This is a genomic window from Gordonia amicalis NBRC 100051 = JCM 11271, assembly GCF_000332995.1.
Taxonomy (GTDB): Bacteria; Actinomycetota; Actinomycetes; order Mycobacteriales; family Mycobacteriaceae; genus Gordonia; species Gordonia amicalis.
The window spans coordinates 36,897-63,696 of record NZ_BANS01000003.1 but is presented as its reverse complement, the minus strand read 5'-3'; the positions used below and the strand labels follow the sequence as shown (position 1 = coordinate 63,696).

Below are 26,800 nucleotides of genomic sequence, written 5' to 3'. Positions count from 1 at the left end.
ACAGCGAGAGATTACGGACCATGACTGCCCTGGACGCTTCCCTTGACCGTCCGGCCATCATCCATGGTGATCGGACCGTGAGCCGTCCAGAGTTCGACCGCAGAGTGGCGAGGCTGGCCCGGGAGCTCACCGCGCTGGGTGTCGGGGCAGAAGTCGCAGTCGGTATCCAGATCGACCGTTCCGTCGAACAGGTCGTCGCCATCCATGCGGTCGCGATGGCAGGCGGGCACTTCGTACCCCTCGACGAGCAGTTGCCGGTCGACCGTGCTCGTTACATGGTGCGGACTGCCGGAGTTCGGCTCGTCGTGGTGACCAGCGATGGGGAAGCCGAAGCGCGATCGCGTTTCGACGACGTCGTCGATGTGCATGTCCTGGACATCTCGACTCCGGGTGACGCGGGTCTGGACGAGGAAGAGTTCGCGGGTCCGACCAGACCTGCCAACGCCGCCTTCACCCTGTTCACGTCGGGGTCGACGGGGCGTCCGAAAGCAGTTGTCATCGCCCACCGGGGTATCGCCAACCGGCTGGCAGCCGACATCGGACAGTACGACCTGACCGCGCGAGACGTGTTTCTCTACAAGGCGCCAATCACGTTCGATGTGTCGGTCCGAGAGATCTTTCTGCCGATCGCGATCGGTGCCACGCTGGTCATCGCGGAGCCGGGCAGGCACGGCGATCCGGTCCACCTGGCGGATCTGATCCGCCGCCACGGGGTCACGGTCATCCACTTCGTCCCGGCGATGCTGGCTGCGTTCAACGAGGTTCTCGGGGCCGGGGTCGGCGAGTTGACCTCGCTGCGTCTCATCCAGACCGGCGGGGAGGCCCTGACACCACCGGTCGCTCGCGACCTGATGGCGCGGTTGCCCGGGACGCGGCTCCAGAATCAATATGGGCCGGCCGAGGCCTCGATCGTCGTGACGATTCATCGGGTGACACAGGACGACCGGGTGATCCCGATCGGAACCCCGACTCGTCGGGTGTCGGCGCGCGTTCTCGACGCGGCATTGCGCGAAGTCCCCATCGGTGTCCCGGGCGAGTTGTACCTGGGCGGTGTCCAGTTGGCCCGTGGCTATGCCGGGCGGCCGGATCTGACTGCAGAGCGATTCGTCGCAGACCCCTTCGGCGAGCCCGGTGCGCGGTTGTACCGCACCGGCGACCGGGCTCGGTGGAATCGTGACGGGGAAATAGAGTACTTGGGGCGCACCGACTTTCAGGTCAAGTTGCGAGGCCAGCGCCTCGAGCTCGGCGAGGTCGAGGCCGCTCTCGCCGCGGCTCCCGGGGTGCTCCACGCGGCGGCGGCGGTGGTCGACGGGCCCGGCGGCCAGCAATTGGTCGGTTACCTCGCCCCGGCCGACGTGGATGTCGACACCGTCGCTGCAACTACCGCAGAACTGTTGCCCGAGTACATGCGACCCAGCGCCTGGGTACGGCTCGACGCCATGCCGTTGAATCGCTCGGGGAAGGTCGATCGGCGTCTGCTGCCCGAACCGGTGATCGCGCCGACTCTGTACGTGCCGCCAGGTAATGCAGACGAGGAAACCGTCGCCGGTCTGTTCGCCGAGCTTCTCGACGTCGAACGTGTCGGCGTCACCGACTCGTTCTTCGACATCGGCGGCAGTTCGTTGTCGGCTGCGCGCATCGCAGCCCGGGTCTCGAAGGAACTCGGCGTCGACGTGTCGGTTCGTGACGTCTTCGAGTCGCCCAGCGTCCGCGGCCTCGTCCACGCTGTCAGTGGTCGCGGGTCCGCCTTGCCGTCGGTGAAGCGCATCGAGCCGAGGCCCGAACGACTGCCGCTCTCCCGGGCCCAGCGTCGGATGTGGTTCCTCAACCAGTTCGACACCGCGTCCGGCGCATACAACATCCCGGCCGCGCTCACGCTCGCGGGCGATGTCGACGAGACACTGCTCTTCGACTCGCTGTGCGACGTCGTCGAACGTCACGAGGTACTGCGTACCGTTTACCCGTCGGTCGGTGCCGCGCCGGTGCAGGACGTGTTGCCCGTCGCGGTCGCCCGCGAACAGCTCGACTGGCGCGAAGCCGACTCCGTCGAGACACTGGTCCGCTCGACCACGGAGGGCTTCGACGTCAGTACCCAGATGTCACTCCGGGGACGATTCCATCGCGACGGGGCAGGTCTGCACGTCGCCCTGACGATGCACCACATCGCGATGGACGGTCAGTCCATCCCGGTCCTCGCGCGAGATCTGATGTCTGCCTATGCGGCGCGGGCAGAGGGTCGCACCGGCGGCTTGCCGGTTCTGGATGTGCAGTACGCGGACTACGCGTTGTGGCAGCAGAGCGTCCTCGGCGACGCCGACGACGAGACAAGCGTTCTCGGCGAACAGTTGAGCCATTGGCGGCGTGTGCTCGCCGGTCTGCCCGCGGTGACGGATCTGCCGATGGACCGACCGAGACCCGCCGTGCTCGGCACCGCGGGAGCAACGGTGACCGTCGAGTTCGACGACGGTCTCGCCGACCGCGTCGATGTGCTCGCCCGCAGCAACACGATGACCGCGTTCATGGTCACCGAAGCGGCCTTCGCGGCGACCGTCGCCCGACTCTCCTCGAGTACCGACGTGGTGATCGGGACCCCGATCGCGGGCCGGAACGACGCCGCAGTCGAAGACCTCATCGGGATGTTCGTCAACACCCTGCTGCTGCGCACACAGGTCGATCCCGGCCGCAGCGTCGGCGACCTGCTCGGCAGCGTGCGCACCACTGTGCTCGACGCCTTCGCCAACGACCAGGTGCAGTTCGACGATCTGATCGAGACCTTGGCCCCGGAACGGTCGTCGTCGTACCAGCCGCTTGCGCAGATCGCGTTCACCTACACCGAGGCGATCGACGGTGAGGCCGCGGAGCTCGAGGCGGCGGGCATCGAGGCCGCGCCTGTCGCTCCGGGTGCCGTCAACGCCAAGTTCGACCTGACCGTCGCGATCCGCGCACGCAGCGCCGGCGCGCCGATGGCCGCGGACTTCATCTACGCCACCGATCTCTTCGACGAGTCCACCGTGGAGCGGTTCGCCGAGGTGTACCGGCGTGTGTTGACCGCTGTCGTAGAGAACCAGGACATCGCGGTCGGCGACATCGACATCGTCGGTGCAGAACGCGTGGAGTCGGCGCCCGCGGCGGCGGTCGCGGTTCGCACGCCCGGCGCGATGGTCGGCCGCGGCGGCGAGGTCGAGGCCGGGACACTCATCGACGTCCTCGCCCAGCGCGACCTCGACCCCGACCACCCGGCGCTCATCTGCGACGGCACGGAGATCGACTACGACGAGTTCGAGACGCGCACCAACGCGATCGCGCGAGCGTTGCTCGCCCGCGGCGTTTCCCCGGAAGACGTTGTCGCCGTGGGGATGGAGCGGTCGATCGGCTCGGTCCTCGCGACGTGGGGCGTCATCAAGAGCGGTGCCGCCTACGTGCCCGTCGACCCGGCGTATCCCGCAGACCGCATCGCCTACATGCTCGACGACTCGGGTGCGACCGTCGGCATCACCGATGCCGGAACCCGTGCTCGCCTCGGCGAATCCGTCTGTGAATGGGTCGATCTCGCCGATCTCGAGGCCGAAGCCGAATCCGGCGACGACATCACCGACGCCGAGCGCAACGGATCCGTGCGGCTGACCAACCTCGCCTACCTGATCTACACATCCGGTTCGACCGGCCGACCCAAGGCCGTCGGCGTCTCGCACACCGGCATCGTCGACTTCGTCAACTCGCTCGCCAAGATCACCACCGGCACACCGGAAGACGAGCCCGACACCCGGATCCTGCATGTCGCGTCGCCGAGCTTCGACGCCTCGATGTTCGAGATGGCCTGGGCCATCCCCGCGGGCCACACCCTGGTGATCGCACCGCACACCGACTTCGCCGGCGATGCGCTCGCCGAAGTGCTGGACCGCGACGAGGTCACCGACATGATCATCACGCCGTCGGTGCTGGCGACCGTCGACCCGGAACGCGCACAGTATGTGCGGAACCTGGCGACCGGTGGTGAGGCGTGTCCGCCGGAACTCGTCGAGCGATGGTCCGAGCGCGGCCGCCGCATCTTCAACTGCTACGGACCCACCGAGGCCACGGTGTGGGCCACCCGGTCGCGTCTGACGGCCGGCAAGCCGGTGACGATCGGGAAGCCGGTGGACGGCTTCACCGTTCGCGTCCTCGACGGACGGTTGCACGAGGTGCCCCAGGGCGTGGTGGGCGAACTCTATCTGTCCACCGCAGGCCTGGCACGCGGCTACCTCGGCCGTCCCGGCCAGACGTCGACCAGTTTCGTCGCCGATCCGTTCGGCGAGCCGGGCACACGGATGTACGCCACCGGCGACCTCGTGCGGGTGGCCAAGGGCGGCAACCTCGAGTTCGCCGGCCGCGCCGACCACCAGGTCAAGATCAACGGCCAGCGTGTGGAACTCGGTGAGATCGAGGTCGTGCTCGACGCGCAGCCGGGTGTCGCGCAGTCGGTCGTCGTCGGCGTCGAGTCGACCCGCGGGGGACGCAAGCACACCGAGGTCGTGGCCTACCTGGTCGCGAAACCGGGCGCGACCATCGACAGCGCCGCGGTCCTCGACGAGGCGGCCCGACATCTGGCCGCGCACATGGTGCCGGCCCAGGCGATCGTCATCGACGAGATCCCGCTGACGCCCGCGGGCAAACTCGATCGCACCGCGCTGCCCGAACCGCATGCCGCTGAGCCGGCCGAATTCGTCGCGCCGGCCGACCCCGCCGAAGAGAACCTGGCACGCATCGTCGCAGGCCTTCTGGGGGAAGAGCGGGTCAGCGTCACCGAGTCGTTCTTCGCCCTCGGCGGTGACTCGATCATGTCGATCCAGCTGTCGTCGGCGGCGAAGGCGGCGGGCATACACCTGTCTCCGCGAGAGATCTTCGAGCTGAAGACGATTCGCGCCATGGCCGCCGCTGCGGCGGCCTCGGGCGGTCCGGCCGCACTGATCGAGGAGCTGCCGGGCGGCGGCACCGGCGACATGCCTCTCCCGCCGGTCACGTCCTGGATGATCGAGCACTCCGAACATCCGTCCGACTTCGCCGACTTCTCGCAGTCGCTCGTGTTCAACGTGCCGAGGGCCGCCGCGATCGCCGACCTGCAGACCGTCGTCGAAGCGGTCGCGGCAGCCCATCCGATGCTGACCGCGGTCCTCACGCGGACCGGGGACGCCTGGACCATGACGGCCGGGGCGGGCACGGTTCCGGCCGTCCGCGAGATCGACGCGGCGGGCCCGCTGGACCCGGCCCTCGTCGACGCCCACCGGGAGCTGCTCGGCGCGCTGGACCCGGAAACCGGCTCCCTCTTCGGAACCGCAGTGGTCAACGGCGAGGGCCGCCGCCTCGTGATCGCCATCCACCACCTCGGTGTGGATGCCGTCTCGTGGCCCGTCCTCGTCGAGGACCTCGTCACGGCCTGGGCGCAACTCACGTCCGGGCGGCCGATCGAACTCCGACCCGAGGGGACTTCCGCCCGACGGATCGCACACCTCCTGGCCGATCAGGTCGACGCACGCGCGGCCGAGGTCGACTACTGGCTCGAGCAGCTACCGGTGAGGCCGACATCGTTCGGCGACACCGCAGATCAGGCACTACACCGTTGGCGCGACGAGTCCTCGCTGACGTATGTGGTCGACGATGTCGCCGGGCCGATCCTGACCACGGTTCCCCAGGCGTTCGGAAGCAGCGTCGACGACGTACTCCTCGGCGCACTCGCGCGGGCCGTGCGCGCCTGGCAGCTCGACAACGGCATCGCCGACGACGGGCCGGTCACGGTCTCGACCGAGGGGCACGGCCGGGACGAGAGCATCGCCGGCGACCACGGCGCCATCGATCTGTCCCGCACCGTCGGGTGGTTCACGAGCATCACCCCGCTCGCGGTCACCGCGTCGAGCGACGTCGTGCACGCGGTCAAATCGGCCAAGGACGCGCGACTCTCGCGTCCGGCAGGCGGCGTGGGATTCGGCATCCTCCGCTACAACTCGGACGGCGAGATCGCCGACCGACCGCTCCCGACGATCATGTACAACTTCTTCGGCGGCGGCACGGCACCGTCCGCGGACACCGCGCCCGACGACTTCCTGCCGGTGTCCGACCGCCCGAACATGCCGAGCACCATCACGGGTGCGATGCGGTCACCGAGCGTCTTCGGGATCAACATCAGCACGGCCGGCCGGGACGAGAAACGGCTGGAAGCGAAGGTCACCTACGCCACGGACGTGCTCGACGAGACCGCGGCGTCCGACATCGCCCGCCGCTGGCACGAGGAGCTGCGCGCGGTCGCCGCGCTCGTCGACGGTGGTGCCGACATCGGGCTCAGTCGCGCCGACGTGCCCGGTGTCGAGGTCACCCAGGATGATCTCGACCTCATCGCCGAGCAGTACCCCGGCGCCGACGTCTGGCCGATGACGCCGCTGCAGCAGGGCCTCTTCTTCCAGGCCGACCTGGCGAGCACCGTCGCCGATCACGATGCCATCGACGTCTACGTCACGCAGACCGTCCTGTCGCTGACCGGTGACGTGGACCCCGAGCGTCTGAGGGCCGCGCTGGGCGAACTTCTCGCACGCCAGCGGGTCCTGCGATCGGGCTTCGTCCGGTTGCCGAGCGGTGCGGCGGTCACGGTCGTGCCCGCCGAGGTGACCGTGCCGTGGAGCGTGATCGACCTACGCGCGGAGGACGCCGCCTCTCACGAGAGTCGCGTCGACGCCGTGCTGGCGGCCGAGCGGGCCACGCCGTTCGACATGGCGGAGCCCCCGCTGATCCGCGTGGTGCTCGTCGAGCATCGCGACGGCGCCGAACTCGTGGTCACCAACCATCACCTGCTGATCGACGGATGGTCGAGCCCACTCGTCCTCGCCGACCTCCTGTCGCTCTATGCGACCGGAGAGACCTTCACCGGGTCGCTGCCGGATGCCTCGGGACGTGATTTCGCCGATCATGCGCGCGCGGTCGCGACCACCGACATCGCCGCCGGGCTCACCGCCTGGCGTGAGGTGCTCGCACCGGTGAGCGAGCCGACGCTGGTCGCGCCGGGCCACGAGCCGTCCGCCGACGCGCCGCCCCGAGACCACGAGTTCGCCCTCGACGTAGAGGTCACCGAGCGTCTCGAGGCCCTGGCACGGGACAACTCGACCACGATGTCGACGGTCGTCCAGTTCGCCTGGGCGGTCTTCCTCTCCCGGCTGACCGGCACCAGGACGGTGACCTTCGCGGAGACCGTGTCCGGTCGATCACCCGAGATCGAGGGCATCGAGTCGATGGTCGGCATGTTCATCAACACGATCCCGGCAGTCGTCGACGTCGACCCCGACGCCACTGTCGTCGACGTGCTGACCGCCGTCCAGAACGACAAGGTGAAGGTCCTCGACCATCAGCAGATCGGTCTGCCGATGCTCGCCGCACAGACCGGGCTACCCGCGCTGTTCGACACACTCGCGGTCTACGAGTCGTTCCCGGTGAACGTCGACTCGGTGGCCGGTATCGATGCGTCGTCGGCCGGTGGCCTGAAGCTGATCGGCGCCAAGACTTCGGACGCCACGCACTATCCGCTCAATCTGTCGGCGTCCCGTCGCGGTGCCGAACTCGCACTGAAGATCAAGTACCTGCCGACCGCGTTCGCTCCCGAACAGGTGGCGGTCTTCGCCGACGTCCTGTCCGAGCTGCTCGGAGCCATCGCCGACGGTCCTGACGCGACATGTGCCGAGCTCCCGCTTCTCTCCGGCGAAGCAGGTGTCGCGCTCACACCGGTGACCGGCGGTCCCGCCGCGGACCCGGTCACGCTGACCGATCTGTTCCGGGCTGCGGTGCGCCGCGCGCCCGACGACGTGGCCCTCGTCGACGGCTCCGGAGCACGACTGACATACCGGGAACTCGATGAGGCGTCGGATCGACTGGCCCGCTGGCTGATCGGTCGCGGCGTCGGACCCGAACGTGCGGTCGCTCTCGCGATCGGTCGTTCGGCACAACTGCTGACCGCGATCTGGGCGGTCGCGAAGACCGGTGGAGCCTATGTGCCGATCGACCCCGACTACCCGGCCGAGCGCGTCGCGTCCATGATCGAGGATTCCGGGGCGGTACTGGGACTGTCGGTGACGGAGTCCGGTGACCTGCCGGCCCGGGACTTCGAGTGGGTGCGGCTCGACGACGACTCGGCGGCCGCCGAGATCGCCGCGCAGCCGACCGGGCCGATCACCGACGCCGAACGGCTCGGACCGGTCACCGCGGCCAACCTGGCCTACGTCATCTACACGTCCGGATCGACGGGCCGTCCCAAGGGCGTGGCCGTCTCCCATTCGGGCCTCGCGAACTTCGCACGACAGGAAGCCGAACGCCTCGATGCCGGCGAGAAGCCGGTGGTCCTCGGGTTCGCCTCACCGAGCTTCGACGCCTCGGTGCTGGAGTACCTGCTGGCCACGGTCACCTCGGGAACCGTGGCGTATCGGCCGTCGGAGGCGGTCGGCGGGCCTGCGCTGGCCCGTTTCATCGCCGAACACGGTGCGACACATACGTTCCTGACCCCGTCGGTGCTCTCCACGCTGGATCCGGCCGAGGTGCCGAGTCTCCGGGTGATCGCGGCCGGCGGCGAAGCCGTGCCGCAGACGATCGTCGACCGCTGGTCGGGGGCGACCGAGCTGCACAACCTGTACGGCCCCACCGAGACGACGATCGGCATCACGATCTCGCCGGCGATGGAGCCGGGCGCCCCGGTGCGCCTCGGTGGCCCGATCGGCGGAGTGGACCTGCTGGTCCTCGACGAGCGGCTGCGACCGGTGCCCGTCGGGATGCCGGGCGAACTGTACGTGGCCGGAGTCGCGCTCTCCCGCGGCTACCTCGATCGGTCCGGCCTCACCGCCGAACGGTTCACCGCCAACCCGTACGGCCGAGCCGGGCAACGGATGTACCGCACCGGTGACGTGGTCCGGTGGACTCCCGAGCCGGCCACCGGCGGCCTCACCCTCGAGTACACCGGCCGTTCCGACGATCAGGTGAAGCTGCGCGGTCTGCGCATCGAGCTGGGGGAGATCGAGGCCGTGCTCGCCGAGCACGACGCCGTCGAATCCGCCGTGGTCCTCGGCGTCGGCGGTTCCGTGGCGACGGCGCTGGCCGCGTACATCGTCCCGGTCGACGGCACCGTCGAGGTGTCCGAGCTGAAGGCCTTTGCGGGCCGGCGCCTGCCGGGCTTCATGGTGCCCTCGTCGTTCACCGTGATCGACGAGTTGCCCCTGACGCCGGTCGGCAAGCTCGACAAGCGGGCGCTGCCGGAGCCGGTTCTGGAGGCCGGGGAGTACGTGGCCCCGGCCGCCGGCACCGAGAGCACGATCGCCGACGTGGTCGCCGCGGTCCTGGGCATCGACGCCGGTCTCGTCTCGGCGACGTCGAGCTTCTTCGAGCTCGGCGGCGACTCCCTCTCCGCGGCACGGCTCGCGGCCAGGTTGTCCGATCAACTGGGTGTGGCGGTCTCGGTTCGGGACGTCTTCGAAGCCGGTTCCGTCCGGGCCCTCGCCGAGGCCGTCGGCGGCATGGACGCCGCCGTGTTGCCCCCGGTGGGTCGCGTGGATGCGCGTCCGGGTCGTATTCCGTTGTCGTTTGCGCAGCAGCGGATGTGGTTTATCAACAAGCTCGATCCGTCAAGCGGGATGTACAACATTCCGGCGTTGTTGCGTGTCTCGGGTTCGCTCGATGTGGATGCGTTGCGCGTGGCGTTGGGTGATGTGGTGGCGCGGCATGAGGTGTTGCGGACGACGTTCCCGAGTGCTGATGGGGAGCCGTTCCAGGTCGTCCACGGTGTAGACGAGATTGCTGAACGCCTGGACTGGCGGCAGGTGGGCGCGATTTCCGACGTGGAGGCGGCGCTCTCGGGTGGGTTCGCGCTGGAGCGTGAGTGGCCTGTGCGGGCACGTGTCTTGGAATCCGGACCGGGGGAGCATGTCGTCGCGGTGGTGATGCACCACATCGCATCGGACGGTGAATCGCTGGCGCCGTTGGTGACTGATCTGGTCGCTGCGTACCTCTCGCGATCGAGTGGCGAGTCGCCGGTATTTGGGCCGTTGGATGTACAGTACGCCGATTACGCGATCTGGCAGCGCAACGTGCTCGGGTCGCCGGATGATGCGGAGTCGGTGGTCGGCCGGCAATTGGCGTATTGGACTGAGCAGTTGGCTGGGTTGCCGGATGTGTTGGAGTTGCCAGCGGATCGGGCGCGGCCGCAGGCGGCGTCCGGGCGTGGTGTACGGACGGTTTTCGAGGTTCCGTCGGCGGTCGCTGAGCGTGTGCGAAAGGTCGCTGAGGCACGTGGCATGACACCGTTTATGGTGTTGCATGCCGCTTTGGCGGTGACGTTGTCGCGGTTGAGTGCGACCGATGACATCGCGATCGGTACGCCTATTGCGGGGCGTGGGCAGGAAGCGCTCGACCCGCTGGTGGGGATGTTCGTCAACACCCTCGTGCTGCGTACCGTGGTCGATCCGGGTACTTCCTTCTCCTTGTTCCTGCAGCAGGTTCACAAGGCCGATGTGGACGCGTTTGCGAATGCGGATGTGCCGTTTGAGGCGGTCGTCGACGCGGTAGATCCGGTGCGGTCGGAGGCCTTTACGCCGTTGGCGCAGGTGATGCTGGTTGCGGCTCCGAAGACCGGCGATGTTCCGCAGGAGATGGATTTCGGCGATCTGAGGTTCGCGCCGGTGGTCATCGAGGAGGTGCCTGCGCAGCGGGATCTGACGCTGTATGTCGAGATCGGTGCTGAGGGCGTTTGGTCGGGTTCGGTGGTTGCCGCGACTGATTTGTTCGACGCGTCGACGGCGCAGCGGATGTCGGAATGGTTTGTGCGGGTGCTCGATGTGTTGTCGGCGGATCCGTCGGTGGCGGTCGGTGACGTGGACTTGTTGTCGGCTGGTGAGCGTGTTGCGTTGGCGCAGTTGCCCTCTCCTGTGACACAGACGAAGAACGCTGGCCGTACGTTGGTGGATCTGTTCACTGATTCGGTTGTGGCCCATGGTGATCGTGTTGCGGTGTCGGCGTCGGGTCGGTCGCTGTCGTATGCGGAGCTCGATGCGCGGTCGGATGCGGTGGCTGCTGGTTTGGCTGCTCGGGGTGTGGCTGCTGGTGATCTGGTGGGTATTGCGACTGCGCGTTCGGTGGATCTGATGGCGTCGATTCTGGGTGTTTTGAAGGTGGGTGCGGGGTATCTGCCTTTGGATTTGGGCAATCCTGTGGAACGGTTGTCGTTCATCGTGTCCGATGCCGAGGTGTCGGTGGTGATCGGTGATGCGTCGTCGTCCGGTCATTCTCTGTGGCGGCGTCTGCCGGTTTCGGCGCAGGTTGTCGATGTGGAAGTGCTTGCTGGTGAACGGGTTTCGGGTTCATGGGCACAGGTCAGGGTGCCGGCGGATGCACGCGCTTATGTGATTTACACGTCGGGGTCGACGGGACGGCCGAAGGGTGTGGAGATCACTCATCGTGATGTGGTGACGTTGATGGACACCGCTGCAACCGATTTCGAGTTCTTGGCGTCGGATGTGTGGACGATGTTCCACTCGTATGCATTCGACTTCTCGGTGTGGGAGATGTGGGGCCCGCTGCTGACCGGTGCGCGACTGCTGATTGTGGATCGGGAGTTGGCAAGGGATCCGCGGGCATTCGTGGATTTGTTGGCGGCTGAGCGGGTGACGGTGTTGAGTCAGACGCCGTCGGCGTTCTATCAGTTGATCGATGCCCGTCGCGAGGCCGATCGTGATCTGGCGTTGCGGTATGTGGTCTTCGGTGGTGAGGCGCTGAGTTTCGATCAGGTGCGTCGTTGGTTCGATGAGGATCCGTCGGATTCGGCGCGGTTGGTGAACATGTACGGCATCACCGAGACCACGGTGCATGTGAGTTTCCGTGCGCTGGACCGGGATCTGGTGGCTGGTACCGATGCGTCGTTGATCGGTCGTCCGTTGGCGTCGTTGGGGATTCACATCCTCGATGACCGGCTGCATCCGGTGCCTGAGGGTGTGCCGGGGGAGATGTATGTGACCGGTGGGCAGCTGGCCGCCGGTTACTTGAAGCGTCCGGGGTTGTCGGCGACCCGGTTCGTGGCTGATCCGTTTGCTGGTGATGGGTCGCGGATGTATCGGACCGGTGACCGTGCGCGGCGGATCGGTGACGATATCGAGTACCTCGGTCGTGGTGACGCGCAGGTGCAGTTGCGTGGTTTCCGGATTGAGTTCGGTGAGATCGAGGCGGCGCTGCTAGCGGCGTTACCGACGGCGGCTGCGGCTGCGGCGCGGGTGATTACCGACGCGGTGCGCGGAGATCAGCTGGTCGGTTACCTCGTCGTGGGAGCCGGTGAGGACCTAGACACGGCTGCGGTGCGGTCGGCGATGGCCGAGCACGTGCCCGGTTACATGGTTCCTGATGCGGTGGTCGCGGTGGAGCGGTTGCCGCTGAACCACAACGGAAAACTGGATCGTAAAGCGTTGCCTGAACCGGAGTTCGTCGAGGCGGAGTATGTGGCTCCGGCATCCCCGGCCGAAGAGACAGTGGCCGCGGTCTACGTCGAACTGTTGGGCCTCGAGCGGGTCGGTGTGACCGAGTCGTTCTTCGATCTGGGCGGTAACTCGCTGTTGGCGGCACGTCTGGCTGCGCGGGTGTCGGCGGCGTTGGGTGTCGAGGTATCGGTGCGGGATGTCTTCGACGCCTCCAGTGTGCGCGAACTCGTCACTAAGACCGCTGGTGCGGCCCCGGCGTTGCCGCCGGTCGTTCGCGTTAGGCCCCGCCCCGAACTCATCCCGCTGTCGTATGCGCAGCAGCGGATGTGGTTCATCAACAAGCTCGACCCGGCCAGCGGCATGTACAACATCCCGGTGGTCCTGCGGGTCAGCGGCGATCTCGACGTCGCGGCGCTGCGCACCGCGATGGGCGACGTCGTGTCCCGGCACGAGACGCTCCGGACGACGTTCCCGGACGCCGACGGCACGCCGTTCCAGCTGGTGCACGAGGTCTCCGAGATCGCCGAGCATCTGGACGTGCGGCACGTCGGCTCGGTCGCCGACATCGAGGCGGCGGTGTCGAGCGGATTCGTGCTGGCGCGCGAATGGCCTGTGCGAGTCCGTATCTGGGAGGCCGCCCCGAGGGAGCACGTGGTCGCGGTGGTGATGCACCACATCGCCTCCGACGGTGAGTCCTTTGCGCCGCTGGTCTCCGATCTGGTCACCGCCTACCTCGCGCGATCGACCGGCGAGTCGCCGGTCTTCGCACCGCTCGAGGTGTCCTACGCCGACTTCGCGCTGTGGCAGCGCGAGGTACTCGGTTCGCCGGACGATCCGGCGTCGGTGGTCGGCCGGCAGCTCGCGTACTGGACCGAGCAGCTCGCGGGTCTGCCGGACGTGCTGGAGTTGCCGACGGATCGGCCGCGCCCGCAGACCGCCACCGGTCGCGGCGCGCAGGCCGACTTCGCCATCCCCGCCGAGATCGCCGACGGCATCACGAAACTCGCCGCGCAGCGGGGCGTCACCCCGTACATGGTCGTGCACGCCGCCCTGGCGGTCGTACTCGCTCGTCTGTCGGGCAGCGACGATCTCGCCATCGGGTCGCCGTTCGCCGGACGCGGCCAGCGCGAACTCGAGCCGCTCATCGGCATGTTCGTCAACACCCTCGTCCTGCGTTCGCGGGTCGACGGCTCCGCGACCTTCACCGAACTGCTCGCCGACATCCGCGACACGGACCTGGCCGCCTTCGCACACGCCGACGTCGCCTTCGAATCGGTCGTCGAAGCGGTCGACCCCGTCCGCAGTGCGGCATTCGCGCCGCTGACGCAGGTGTGGTTGAGCGTCGAACAGGGCGCGGGCCGGCGGTCCGCAGAACTGCCGAACGGACTGGTCGTCTCCCCGTTCGACGGCGGCCCCACCCTCGCCAAGGTCGACCTCGGCTTCGGTGTCCACACCGCGCCCGCCGGAGATCCCTGGTCGGGTTCGGTCACCTACGCGACCGATCTCTTCGACGAGTCGACGGTCCGCGCGACCGCCGATCGACTGATCCGGGTGCTGTCCGCGGTCGTGACCGCACCGGAGGCCCTGATCGGCGACATCGAACTCCTCGATGCCGACGAACGCTCCCGCATCGAGGAGTGGTCGGGATCGACGACGTCTCGCGAACAGGGACTCGGGACGGGAACCCTCGCCGACCTGGTGGAAAGGGTCGAGCCGTCGTTCCTGCACTCCACCGCGGTCATCGACGGTGACCGCTCCGTCGACTACGAAGAACTGACCGACCGGACCAATGCGCTTGCGCGCCGGTTGATCGGCCTCGGCGTCGGCCCCGACGTGCCGGTCGCGATCTCGCTGCCGAGGTCGATCGAGATGGTGATCGCCTCGCACGCGGTCATCGCCGCCGGCGGACATTTCGTGCCCGTGGGCCTCGACGCACCGGCGGAGCGGGTCCGCTACATCCTCGACGCCACCGGTGCGGACGTGCTCGTGGTCTCGGCGCACGCGCGTGAGGCCGCCGACCGCGTCGCGCCGGAGACCGTGAGGGTCGTCGAGGTGGACGCATCGGCGCCCCTGGCGGGCGACACGTCGACCATCACCGATGCCGACCGCACCTCCCCGCTGCACGTCGACCACGCGATGTACACCATCTTCACCTCGGGTTCGACGGGTAAGCCGAAGGGCGTCACCGTGTCTCACCGTGCGGCGATGGCGACGCTGCACGCCGATCACCTCGACCACGAATTCACCTCGGCCGACGTGGTTCTGGCCGTCCTCGACTTCACCTTCGATCCGTCGGTGCTCGACCTGTTCCGACCGGTCATCAGCCAGGGCACACTCGTCATCGTCGGACAGGGTCAGCAACGTGACCCATGGGCGTTGCGGGACTACGTGATCCGGCATCGGGTCACCTCGATCATGATGGTGCCGTCGATGCTCTCGCTGATGCTCGGCGAACTGTCCGACGAGGATTTCGCGGCGATGCGATCGGTGCGGACCGTGCAGCTCGGCGGCGAGGCGCTCGCACCCGCGCTGGCCGACGCCATGCACCGGGTCTGGCCGCAGGCCGCCCTCCACAACCAGTACGGGCCGACCGAGACCGTCATCTACTCGACCATCGCCGAAGTGGGTTCGGGACTGTCGACGGTGCCCATCGGTGTCCCGACCCCGCACGGCACCGCCCAGATCCTCGACGCGCGACTGCATCCGGTACCGGTCGGCGTGCCCGGCGAGCTCTACCTCGGCGGCATCCAGATCGCCCGCGGCTACATCGGCCGCCCGGGCCTGACCGCCGAGCGGTTCGTCGCCGATCCGAGCGGACCCGCCGGTTCGCGGATGTACCGGACCGGCGACACCGTGCGCTGGCGTGCCGACGGTCAGATCGAATATCTCGGGCGCATCGACTTCCAGGTCAAGCTGCGCGGCCAGCGCATCGAACTCGGCGAGATCGAGTCGGTGATCGCGTCCGCGCCAGGTGTCCGCGAGGTCGTCGTCACGGTCCTCGAGACCCCCACCGGCGCGCAGAGTCTCGTCGCCTACGTCACCGCCGACACCGACGTCACGGTGACCGCACTGCGCGGCCACGCCGCCGACCATCTGCTCCCCTTCATGCGTCCTGCGGTGTGGACGCTGCTCGACGACATGCCGGTCAATGCGGCGGGCAAGGTCGACCGGGAGCGTTTGCCCGCACCGGATCTCAGCGGTGTCGAGTACGTCGCTCCGGTCGGACCGGAGGAGGAAGCGGTCGCGGCGGTCTTCGCCGACATCCTCGGCGTCGAGAAGGTCAGCGTCACCGAGTCCTTCTTCGACCTCGGCGGTACGTCGCTCAACGCGGCCAGGCTGGCCGCGCGGGTGTCGGCCGCCCTGGATGCCGAGGTCCGTGTCCGCGACGTGTTCGACGCGCCCTCGGTCCGTGAACTCGTCGAGGCGGTCGCGGGACGGAGTCCGGCGCTACCGCCGATCACCGCCGTCGCGCCGCGCCCCGATCGTGTTCCGCTGTCGTTCGCGCAGCAGCGGATGTGGTTCATCAACCGGTTCGAACCGGACAGCGCCACCTACAACCTCCCGAACGTGCTGCGGCTCTCCGGACCCCTGGACGTCGCCGCGCTACGTGCCGCCTTCGTCGACCTCGCGATGCGGCATGAGGTGCTGCGCACCAGGTTCCCCGCGGTCGACGGCGTTCCGTACCAGGAAGTGGCCGACGCGTCGGAGGTCGAAGGCCGCTTCGACTGGGATGTCGCCGGATCGATGGCCGACATCCAGGCCGCGGTCACGACCGAGTTCGACCTGGCCGTCGACTGGCCGATCCGGGTTCGGCTGTGGCCGGTGGGCACCGACGAACACGTGCTCGCGATCGTCATCCATCACATCGCCGCCGACGGCGAGTCCCTGCGTCCGCTGATCGCCGACGTGGTGGCCGCCTACAGTGCACGACACGAGGGGTTCGCGCCCGAATTCGCACCGCTCGGTGTGCAATTCGCCGATTTCGCGATCTGGCAGCACGAGGTCCTCGGTTCGCCGGAGGACGCCGGCTCCGTCATCGGCAAGCAGCTCGGATACTGGCGCGAGGCGCTGGCCGGCATGCCCGATCTGCTGGAACTGCCCTACGACCGGCCGCGGCCGCGCGTCGCGACCGGTCGTGGCGGGGTCGCGGAGTTCGCCATCCCGGAGATCGTGGCCCGGCGGATCGGTGAGGTGGCCACGCGGACCGGGGCCACCCCGTTCATGGTGCTCGACGCCGCGCTGGCGACGCTGCTCGCGCGGATGTCGGCAACCGACGACATCGCCATCGCCACCCCGATCGCCGGACGAGGTCGCCCCGAACTCGACCCGCTGATCGGCATGTTCGTCAACACGTTGGTGCTGCGGTCGAAGGTCGATCTCGGCGCGTCCTTCGTCGACCTGGTCGCACGTACCCGGACCGCCGCGCTGGGCGCCTTCGAGAACGCCGACGTGCCCTTCGAGACCGTGGTGGACGCGGTCAACCCGGTGCGCAGCGAGGCTTTTGCGCCGCTGGCACAGGTGATGCTCACCCTGGACCCGGGGGGCGCGGCACGTTCTGCCGAGTTCCCGGTCGGAGACCTGGTGTTCTCCGGCGTCGAGGTCGACGAGCCACCGGCCCAGGTGGATCTGACGTTCATGGTGAACTCGGCGCCCACCGGGGACTGGGGTGGCGCGGTCGTCTTCGCTGCGGACCTGTTCGACGAATCGACGGTGAGCACGCTCGCCGAACGGTTTGTCGCGCTGCTCGACGGATTGACCTTCGACGTACACGCGGCGGTCGGCGATGTGCCGATCCTCGGTTCCGAGGAAGCGGCGGCACTCACCGCCGAGCAGCGAGGACTCGACAGGTCACTGCCGACCGAGGACCTCGCGTCCGCACTCGCTGCCAGTGTCGCGGAGTACCCCGATCGCGAGGCCCTCGTGTTCGGCGACCGGAGCGTCACCTACGGCGAACTCGGGGCGCGGGTCAACACCCTGGCCCGGCAGCTGATCGCGGCCGGGATCGGTCCGGATGTCGCGGTGGCCGTGTGCATCCCGCGGTCGGTGGAGCTCATGGTCGCGATCCACGCGATCGTCACCGCCGGTGGGCAGTACGTCCCCATCGACACCGGCGCACCGGTCGACCGCGCCGAGTACATGGTCGAGACCTCCGGCGCGACAGTCGCGCTCGTGCACGCCGGACAATCGACCCCCGAGCCGATCGCCGGCCTCGGCGACGCCGTCGAGGTGATCGGGGTCGACACCTCGACCCCGATCGAGGGGAACACCGCGCCGGTCACCGACGCCGATCGCCGTGGCCGGCTGCGTCCCCAGCATGCCGCGTACACGATCTTCACGTCCGGTTCGACGGGCCGGCCGAAGGGTGTGACGCTGCCGCACGACGCCGTGGTCAACCGATTGCGCTGGGGCCTCGACGAACTGCCCATCGGTGCCGACGACATGGTGGTCCTCAAGACCCCCTACACCTTCGACTGTTCGGTCGCGGAGTTGTTCGGTCCCCTCATGCAGGGTTCGCGGTTGCTCATCGCCGAGCCCGACGGCCACCTCGACCCGCCGTACCTGGCCGACCTGATCGCGGACACCGGCGCGACGATGGTGCACTTCGTGCCGTCGATGCTGTCGGTGTTCCTCGAACTCGCGGGCCCCGAACGGCTCGCCCGACTCGATCGTCTGCGGATCCTCTCCACAACGGGCGAGGCGCTGCCACCCGCGGTGGCCGCCGAGGCCCGCGCGGCCATGCCCGACGCGGTGCTGTACAACCTGTACGGGCCGACCGAGGCCGCCGTCGAGATCACGTATCAGCAGCTCGACGAGATCGGTGACACCGTGCCGATCGGTGTGCCGGTGTGGAATTCGACGGCGTACGTCCTCGACGGGCGTCTGCACCAGGTGCCGTCCGGGGTGCCCGGCGAGCTGTACGTCGGCGGCGCCCAGTTGGCGCGCGGCTACGCGGCCCGGCCCGACCTGACCGCGGACCGGTTCCTCGCGGATCCGTTCGGCGAGCCCGGGTCCCGGATGTACCGCACCGGTGACCTGGTGCGGCGCAATGCTTCCGGCGAGCTCGAGTACCTGGGTCGGACGGACTTCCAGGTGAAACTCCGGGGCCAGCGGATCGAGCTCGGTGAGATCGAGGCCGCGATCGCGCAGGCGCCCGGCGTCGTGCACACCGCGGTGACCGTTGCCCAGGCCCCCGACGGCGGCGAACACCTCGTCGCCTACGTGTCCGGAGCACCCGGCGAGACGGTCGACCTGGACGCGGTCAAGGCGGCCATCGCGACGCCGCTGCCCGAGTACATGCGGCCCACGGTGTGGATGCCGCTCGACGAGTTCCCGCTCAACACTGCGGGCAAGCTCGACCGAAAGTCGTTGCCCGCGCCCGAATTCACCTCCGGCGAGTACGTCGCACCGGCCACCGACGAGGAGGCCCGGGTCGCCGAGGTCTTCGCCGAGGTGCTCGGCGTCGACCGGATCGGTGTCACCGACAGCTTCTTCGACATGGGTGGCAACTCGCTGTCCGCGATGCGGCTGGCCTCCCGCGCGGGTGCCGCTCTGGGCGTCGACGTGTCCGTGCGGGATGTGTTCGGCGCGCCCAGTGTTCGTGAACTGGTCGCGGCGGCCGCGGCGGGAACCCGCGGTCTGCCGCCGATCGTCGCGGTCGAGCCGCGGCCGGATGCCGTTCCGGTGTCGTTCGCGCAGCAGCGGATGTGGTTCATCAACCAGTTCGACTGGGAGTCGCCCACATACAACATCCCGGCGGTCCTGCGACTGACCGGACCGATCGACCTGACGGCGTTGCGTGCCGCCCTGGCCGACGTCGTCGTGCGCCACGAGTCGTTGCGCACCACCTTCCCGGCGGTCGACGGCCTGCCACTCCAACGCATCCACCCGGCCTCAGAGGTCGCGGATCGCCTGGACTGGACGCAGGTCACCGATCAGGCCGCTCTGGAGCGGGACGTGATGACCGGCTTCGACGTCAGCCGGCAGTGGCCGATCCGTGCGCGGGTGCTGCGGATCTCCGACGACGAGCATGTTTTCGCGCTGGTCGTGCACCACATCGCCGCCGACGGTGAGTCGGTTGCCCCGCTGGTCGCCGACCTGGTGGCCGCCTACGTCGCCCGGACCACGGGTGCGGTACCCGAATTCGCGCCGTTGCCGGTGCAATACGCCGACTACGCGCTCTGGCAGCACGAGGTGCTGGGTGCACCCGATGATCCGACCACCGTTCTCGGATCGCAGCTGGCCTACTGGCGCGAGAAGCTCGCCGGTCTGCCGGATGTCATCGACCTGCCCACCGATCGGCCCCGGCCCACGGCGGCGTCGGGCGCAGGCGCGAGGGTCGACGTGCAGATCCCGGCCGGTGTCGCGGACCGGATCGCCGCGGTGGCCCACGACCATGGGGTCACGAACTTCATGGTGGTCCACGCCGCCCTCGCGACGTTGCTCTCGCGGCTGTCCGGAACCGACGACATCGCGATCGGCACGCCGATCGCCGGTCGCGGTCAGGAAGAGCTGGATCGGGTCGTCGGCATGTTCGTCAACACGCTCGTCCTCCGGACGCCGATCTCGCCGGCCGAGTCGTTCGGCGAGGTGCTCTCGCGGGTGAAGTCCGTCGACGTGGAGGCGTTCGCGCACGCCGACGTCCCGTTCGAGACCGTGGTCGACGCGCTCAAGCCGGCGCGGTCGGGCGCCTTCGCGCCCCTCAGCCAGGTCTGGCTCACGTTCGACCAGGCTGCCGGCGGTCTGCCCGGCGCCGATGACCTGCCGTCCGGATCGGTCGGCGATCTCGCGATCGCACCGTTGCCGCTCGCGGCCACGCCGGCCAAGGTCGACCTCCTGGTGAGCGTCGCGGCGGCACCGGAACCTGGCGCGCCGTGGCGGACCACGCTGACCTACGCCACCGACCTGTTCGACGAGTCGTCCGCCCAGCGGATCGGTGGCTGGCTGGTGGAGTTGCTGGACACGCTGACGTCCCGGGCCGACGCGGCGGTCGGCGACGCACTGTTCCTCGACGACACGACCAGCGGTCGACTCACCCCGGTCTCGGGCGGACGAGGCGCACAGCCGGAACTGCTCGCGGAGACCTTCGAGCGGGCCGCTCGCTCCTGGCCGCAGGCGGTGGCCGTCGTCGATGCCACCGGCAAGTCCCTCACCTACGAAGAGCTCGACGCCCGGTCGAATCGGTTGGCGCGCTGGCTCATCGGACGCGGCATCGGACCGGAGTCCCTGGTGGCCCTGGCGATCGGGCGATCGGTGGAATTGCTCACCGCGATCTGGGCCGTCGCCAAGACCGGCGGCGGCTACGTGCCGATCGATCCCGACTACCCGGCCGAGCGGGTCGCGAACATGGTCGAGGATTCCGGTGCCGTCCTGGGTCTCACGACGGATGCCGTCGGACCGCTGCCCGACGAGGGCTTCGAGTGGTATCGCCTGGGCGGTCTCGATCTCACGGGCTCCGCGGCGACGCCGGTGTCCGAGTCCGAGCGGCTCGCTCCCGCCCGGATCGACAACACCGCCTACGTCATCTACACCTCGGGTTCGACCGGCCGGCCCAAGGGCGTGTCGGTCAGTCACTCCGGCCTCGCCAACTTCGCGCGCGAGGAGATGCGGCGCGGATCGGTGTCCGGCCCGGCACGGGTGCTGGGATTCGCGTCGCCCAGCTTCGACGCATCGGTCCTCGAGTATCTGCTCGCCACCGCGTCCGGCGGACTCATCGCCTACCGTCCTGCCGACGCGGTCGGTGGGGCGGCGCTCGAGGAGTTCATGGTCGAGCACCGTGTCACGCACACGTTCCTCACGCCGACCGTTCTGTCGACGCTCGATCCGGAGGCACTCGATTCCCTCGAGCTGGTCTACGTCGGCGGCGAAGCGGTTCCGCAGGCGTTGAAGGACGCGTGGTCGTCCGTTCGACGCATCCAGAACCTGTACGGGCCCACCGAGACCACGATCGGCATCACCATCAGCGAGCCGATGGAACCGGGCGAACCGGTCCTGCTCGGCGGGCCGCTCGCCGGACTCGGTCTGCAGGTCCTCGACAGTCGTCTCCATCCGGTCCCGGTCGGTGTACCCGGTGAGCTGTACGTCACCGGCCTCCCGCTGTCACGCGGCTATCTGAACCGGCCCGGCTTGACGGCCGACCGTTTCGTCGCGGACCCGTTCGGGGACAAGGGTTCCCGGATGTACCGCACCGGCGACGTGGTGCGCTGGAATCGATCCGCAAACGGTGCGCTCGCGCTCTCGTACTCGGGACGTACCGACGATCAGGTCAAGCTCCGCGGTCTCCGGATCGAACTGGGCGAGATCGAATCGGCACTCGCGGCGCATCCCGCGGTCGACTCCGCGGTAGTCGTGGGCGTCGGCGGCGCGGTGGCCACGTCGCTCGCGGCCTATCTGGTGACCACCGGGGACGTGACCGACGAGGAGCTCCGCGAGTTCATCGGCCGACGACTCCCGTCCTTCATGGTCCCGGCGACACTCACGCGCCTCGACTCGCTCCCGATGACGCCGGTCGGCAAGCTCGACAAGGCGGCACTGCCGGAACCGGTCGTGGTGACCGTCGACCACGTCGAACCCGAGACGGACAACGAGCGCGCCATCGCCGAGGTCTTCGCCGAGGTGCTCGGCGTCGACCGTGTCTCGGCCACCGAGTCGTTCTTCGATCTCGGCGGTAACTCGCTCTCGGCGACCCAGGTCGTCTCGCGGGTTCACGACCGCGGGCTTCCGCTCGAACTGCGTTGGCTGTTCAGCGATCCCACCGTTCGCGAGCTGGCCCGTCGTATCGAGGAGGGCAGTACCCGCGGGAACGACGTGCTGATCACCCTGCGCGGCGACGGCTCGCGGCCGCCGCTGTTCTGTGTGCATCCGGCCGGTGGTCTCGCCTGGTTCTACGGTGGGTTCGCGCCGTACATCGCCGACCGGCCGATCTACGGGCTCCAGGACCCGCACGTCGTCAACGGCGAGGACAGCGCCACCGACGCGCACGAGCTCGCCGCGCGCTACGTCCAGGAGATCCGCCGGGTTCAGCCGGAGGGCCCGTACCACCTGCTCGGGTGGTCGATCGGCGGGATCATCGCCCACGCGATGGCGACGCGACTGCAGGCCGTCGGAGAACGGGTTGCCTACCTCGGCATCATGGACACCGCTCCACCGGGGGAGGGCGAGACCCCGGCTCCCGAGGTGGTCGCCGAGGAGGAGTCCGCGACGAACCCGGACCACACCGCCGACATCCTGGGCGGCTGGCGCGACCTGTTCGACCTCGACGACGCGGTGAAAGCCGAGAGCCCGGAAGAGGTCGCCGACATCGTGCGGACGCAGATCGCCGGAATGGGACTGCTCGCCGACGACGTCGTCGACCGCGTGATGGACAGCTTCGCGGTGTCCGCCGAGGTGTTGATGGACTATCGCCCACAGCGTTTCGACGGGTCGATCCAGGTCTTCACCGCGACGAACGACAAAACGAATCCCGCCGCGATCTCCGAGAGCTGGCAGCCGCACGTGTCCGGAACGATCGACAACACCGATGTCGCAACGCACCACCTCGGAATGACCGATGCGGCGTCGCTCGGAGTGATCGGTCCCCGGGTCGAACAGGCGCTCTCGGGTGTTCGTGAAGCGGATGCCGACTCACCTGGACATGCATGACGGGTTGTCGAAACACGGCAACCGGTCCGACGACAACAAGTAAGAGGAGACACGAATGACCAATCCTTTCGATGACGAGAACGGCCGTTTCTTCGTGCTGGTCAACGACGAGAACCAGCACTCGCTGTGGCCGACCTTCTCCGACATCCCCGCCGGCTGGACCAAGGTGTTCGGCGAGGATAGTCGGGAGGCCTGCCTGAAGTACGTCGAGGAGAACTGGACCGATCTGCGGCCCAAGAGCCTGATCGATGCGATGGAGGCGGACGAGGCCGGCAAGACGGCTGGCTGAGTTTCGACACACCGGGCCGGCTGGTTCCGGCACGAGTGACCGGGGACGCCGGTCTGCTTCGAGAGACCCTCAGAGGAGCGCGGCATGAAACTCAGCGTCGTCGTACCGGCCCACGACGAGGAGCGAGAGCTGGCTGCCTGCTTGGATCATCTCCTCGCACAGTCGCTTCCGATCGACGAGATCATCGTCGTGGACAACGACTCGAATGATCGGACCGGCGAGGTGGCGGGTGAGTATGCGCGGCGGTTCCCACGGTTCGGCTCCTCACCGAGGAGCGGCGAGGGGTGGCGCGGGCCAGAGACCGGGGTTTCGATTCTGCGACCGGTGACGTCATCGGCCGGGTCGATGCGGACGCGAGGGCCCGCCGGGACTGGTCGAGCGTCGTCATGCGGTTCTTCACCGACGAGTCGAACGCACAGTGGGATGTGATCGGCGGTTTCCCCCTGATGACCGACGCTCCCGGCTGGCGTGAGCACGAGAAGAAGCTCCGGAAGTGGGCCGTCGACAGGGGCGGGCGGGAGACCGGTGCGGTCATCGGCCAGTGTTTCGCGATCCGCCGTACCTGCTGGGAGGCCATCCGCGGGGACCTGTTGTCGGACCGTCGCGACATCCACGAGGATCACGACATGTCCGCGGCGGTCCGTCAGGCCGGAGGTCGGCTGTGGCTGAGTTACCGCCTCGTCGTGGAAGGTTCTTCCCGCCGCTATCGGGTACCGCCGTGGCGCAATGTCGGCTACGCGCTGGGCGGGCCCCGGGCCGCCTGGGCGCGAGGTGACCGGAAGCTGTTCGCGAAGCAGGCGTTCGTGGTCCTCCCGCTCAGCTACGCCTATTTGTGGGTCATCTGGGTGAGGCTGCGGGGATGGGATCCCGAGACGGAACGATGGAGTCTGAGTCGATTTCGTGAGGGGTCCGGAGAAGGCATTCGGAATTCGCCCTTCGTCGACTAGATCCCGGACGTTCCCGATCGGATGAATTGACGGGATACCGGCGCGGACATGACCGTAGGTACCGTGATCCGGCAGTGGGTTGCCTACGATTGAGTCGTCCGTGTTCCGGGCCGGCCGCCGGCCGGCTCCCAACGATAGGTACGACGATGACGAATCCATTCGATGACGAGGACGGCCGTTTCTTCGTGCTGGTCAACGACGAGAATCAGCACTCGCTGTGGCCGACTTTCGCCGACATCCCGGCGGGCTGGACCAAGGTGTTCGGTGAGGACAGCCGTGCCGCGTGCCTCGAGTACGTCGAGCAGAACTGGACCGACCTCCGGCCGAAGAGTCTCATCGAGGCCATGGAAGCCGACAAGTCTGCCGGCGCCTGACCCGGTATGTCCGGTATCGACCTACCGGAATATCGGGACGATCCCGCGCAAATAACAACTTAAAGAAACCAGAGTGGCGCACTGCCGTAACTGGCGTCTCAGTAGTAACATGAAGTCACATTTCGTTCGCAGAACAGCTTGTGGAATGTGCCACAGATGCTGAAGCAAGAGTCCCCATATTCCGTGGGGTAGGGCACACTGTGTTGAAGGGCCGCAACGTACCAACGTCTGGGGAGGCGGGGACGCCGCGGTCACGCCATTATGGGCGGGGGGAAGGTAGTCACTCATGGACGATCTATTGCACGACATTCAGGATCGTGGCGCGATCACGCCGAAGCTGACCGCAGTTCGGTTGGGCGACAAGGCACTCACCTATGGTGAGCTCGCACGGCGCATCGACGAATACGATCATGTGTGTTCCGCGCATGGCATGTCTCAGGCTGCTGCCTTCTACGCCGCCCTGATGAACTGCCTGCCGACGCTGGCCGACATCCAGCCGCTGGAATCGCGGATGCAGGTCATCGGCGAGGTCGAAGCATGGTTGGGCCGCGGCCGCGGAGTCGCCGCGCCGGCGCGTACCCATCTTCGCGCGGTCAGCTAGACCCACACACATCACAACGAGACCCACCTGGTGCATCCGGGTGGGTCTCGTTGTTTGTGTGGGGCTTCACTTCTTGCCGATTCGGCGCGTCGTGGACATTCTGTGCCAACGGTTCTCGGCGTGGGCGACGCCGAAGCGTCTGACCTGTACCGGTATTGGCTGAGCCGTCAGAGGCCGAAGATCAATGCCAGGAACAACAGGATCGGACCGCCGACGACGACACTTCCGGTACCGCACACGATCCCGGTGACCGCGCGTCCGGTCCCCTTGCGCGTCGCAGGTGTCCGGTTGACCTGCTTGATCGCCACGATGCCGGAGATGATCGCGACCATCCCGAGAATCGCGCCGAGTCCGAGGACCAGGGTCATCGGAATCGCGATCACACCGGTTGTCAGTGCCAGCGATGCAGCGGGCGCGTCCGTGCGACGCACCACCGGAGGTGAATACGGCAGTGGTTGGACAACCGGGCCCGGCCGAGGATTCGTGAACGTCACCGGCGGGGGAGCGGAGTTCTCCAGATCCCAGAAGTCGCCCACCGGCGGGAGGGCGGCATGCTCCTCCGGCGCCGGGCGGACTCGCGTCTCGACGCGCGTGACGGGCCGTGCCGGGGATACCGGCGCCGATTGTTCCGATCGTGGCGCGGACGGGGCGGGAGCGTCTGCCGGATCGGTGGGCAGCGAGTTGTCGTCGAGATCGTTGACCGCAGGCCATCGCTCATGACGCTCGGTGATCGCCGGTGAGAACGGCTGGGTGGGAATGTCGACGCGCACGGCACCTCCTCGCTCGCCGGCTCGCTGTACGGGCCGTACCCGGGCGAGTCTACCGGCGAGGAGGAGGTGGCGGCCGGTGTCAGTGGCTGGTCGCCATTCCGGCGAGCTGGGTGACGGCGTCGGCGCTGAGCTTCCACCCGCCGTCGACCTTGACGTAGGCGAGCTTGATGTCGACCGGGGCCGGGGCGTGCGGGCTGGCGACCGCGACCGTGGCGACGGCCTTGTTGTCGCCGTCCTTCGCGACGTCCTTCACGGTGTAGATCTCGGGCGTGTATCCGGCGGCAGACGAACCCTTCGCGAAGGCGATGACCGCGGCCTTGGTGGCGGGATCCGTGGTGTCGACGACCGAGTCGATCTCGTCGGCCGGGGTCGCCGGGTCGACGGCCTTGCGCAGGATGTCCTGGGCCTTCGAGTTGCTCAGGCCGGTGACCTCGTCGATTGCGTCGCCGGCGGCGGTGGAGACCTCGGACGCGGCCGACTCGACTGCGGTCGAGACCTTGCTGGTGGCCTCGTCGACGTCCTCGGACGAGCAGGCGGTCGCGACGAACAGCGCGGACCCGGCCAGGGCGATGGCGGCGACGGACTTCCGGATCTTCATGGATTCCCCTTCATGCGACGCCTCCGCGGATCTGTACCCGCAGAGTAGTAAGCCCACACTAACTCAGCCCCCACTCGGAATTAATCGGACCGCGGTCCGGTTATGGTGGACGAGGCTGCCAC

At 68.1% G+C, this 26,800-nt stretch carries 6 protein-coding genes and 1 pseudogene; 5 read left to right on the top strand and 2 right to left on the bottom strand.

The genetic code is table 11. The features are described 5' to 3' along the window. Positions 1-20 precede the first annotated feature (20 nt). The 5 genes and pseudogenes from GOAMI_RS01735 to GOAMI_RS01715 all read left to right on the top strand — a co-directional run bounded on the left by GOAMI_RS01735 (position 21) and on the right by GOAMI_RS01715 (position 25,310). The gene (locus GOAMI_RS01735; RefSeq protein ID WP_081598172.1) at positions 21-23,099 is read left to right on the top strand and encodes a non-ribosomal peptide synthetase; all 23,079 of its coding nucleotides are present in this window, start codon (positions 21-23) and stop codon (positions 23,097-23,099) included. 55 nt (positions 23,100-23,154) lie between these two features. After that, positions 23,155-23,388 (top strand): MbtH family protein, encoded by a 234-nt coding sequence (locus GOAMI_RS01730; protein ID WP_006434660.1) that lies wholly within the window; start codon positions 23,155-23,157, stop codon positions 23,386-23,388. Positions 23,389-23,472: 84 nt separating this feature from the next. Then, positions 23,473-24,335 (top strand): annotated as a pseudogene (locus GOAMI_RS01725) (glycosyltransferase family 2 protein). A gap of 146 nt (positions 24,336-24,481) precedes the next feature. Beyond that, complete coding sequence (locus GOAMI_RS01720) at positions 24,482-24,709, top strand: MbtH family protein (protein ID WP_006434658.1); 228 nt, start codon at positions 24,482-24,484, stop codon at positions 24,707-24,709. A 286-nt stretch (positions 24,710-24,995) separates the two neighbouring features. Next, positions 24,996-25,310 (top strand): hypothetical protein, encoded by a 315-nt coding sequence (locus tag GOAMI_RS01715; protein WP_006434657.1) that lies wholly within the window; start codon positions 24,996-24,998, stop codon positions 25,308-25,310. Between the two features lie 167 nt (positions 25,311-25,477). Here the strand turns inward: GOAMI_RS01715 and GOAMI_RS01710 are convergent, their stop codons facing one another. Together GOAMI_RS01710 and GOAMI_RS01705 are read right to left on the bottom strand one after the other, a co-directional pair. After that, the gene (locus GOAMI_RS01710; protein WP_006434656.1) at positions 25,478-26,080 is read right to left on the bottom strand and encodes a DUF4190 domain-containing protein; all 603 of its coding nucleotides are present in this window, start codon (positions 26,078-26,080) and stop codon (positions 25,478-25,480) included. A gap of 79 nt (positions 26,081-26,159) precedes the next feature. Continuing rightward, positions 26,160-26,678, bottom strand: coding sequence for an MTB12 C-terminal domain-containing protein (locus tag GOAMI_RS01705; RefSeq protein WP_006434655.1), 519 nt, complete (start codon positions 26,676-26,678; stop codon positions 26,160-26,162). Between the last annotated feature and the right edge of the window lie 122 nt (positions 26,679-26,800).